The following is a 991-nucleotide window of genomic DNA, read 5'->3' on the forward strand; positions in this document are numbered from 1 at the left end:
CCACAAGTTGTCCACAGGCTGTGGGTATTCATTCGAGTCGATCGAGTTCCGGGGCTGCATTGAGTCCCCGACGGTCATTGTGCGGTCGGTGCCGTGGTCCACAATGGTGGTCTGACCGGCGCGCGTCGTCGTCGATCCCGAACCCCTCGAAAGGTCCAGCGTGTCCGAAGATCTCGTGCGCACACCCCCGCATGACAACGTGGCCGAGCAGTCCGTGCTGGGCGGCATGATGCTGTCCAAGGACGCGATCGCGGATGTGGTCGAGGTCGTGATGGGGGCGGACTTCTACCGGCCCGCGCACGAATCCATCTACGAGGCGATCGTGAGCCTCTACGGCAAGGGTGAGCCGGCCGACGCGATCACCGTGGCCGACGAACTCACCAAGCGCGGCGAGCTGGACAACGTGGGTGGTGCGGCCTACATCCACTCCTTGATCTCGTCCGTGCCCACCGCGGCCAACGCCGGGTTCTACGCGGAGATCGTGCAGGAACGGGCTGTGCTGCGGCGCCTGGTGGGGGCCGGGACCAAGATCGTGCAGCTGGGGTACTCGCAGGACGGCGAGGTGGAAACCCTGGTCAACGAGGCACAGTCCGAGATCATGACCGTGGCCGAACGCCGCAATTCCGAGGACTACGTGGCCCTCAAGGAGGTCGTGGAGTCGACGGACGAGGAGATCGAGGCCGCCGGTGGGAAGTCGGGCATGCAGGGCGTGCCGTCCGGTTTCACGGAGTTCGACGAGCCCACGCACGGTCTGCAGGGCGGGCAGATGATCGTGGTGGCGGCCAGGCCGGCCATGGGCAAATCGACGTTCGCAATCGACATCGCCAGGTCAGCGGCCATCAAACACAACATGACCACGGCGATCTTCTCGTTGGAGATGGCGCGCAACGAGATCGCACTCAAGATCCTGTCGGCCGAAGCGACCCTGAACCTGCAGGATCTCCGCAAGGGCACGTTGCGGGACGAGCAGGGGCAGAAGATCGCCTCCACC

1 protein-coding gene is annotated in these 991 nt (G+C 64.9%); it reads left to right on the top strand.

What is annotated here, in order from left to right; translation table 11 throughout:
• Positions 1-160 precede the first annotated feature (160 nt).
• The coding region (locus GTW58_RS13085; protein WP_342453321.1) for a replicative DNA helicase at positions 161-991 on the top strand (831 nt) is incomplete at its 3' end.

The organism is Kocuria subflava (genome assembly GCF_012163155.1).
GTDB classification, from domain to species: Bacteria; Actinomycetota; Actinomycetes; order Actinomycetales; family Micrococcaceae; genus Kocuria; species Kocuria subflava.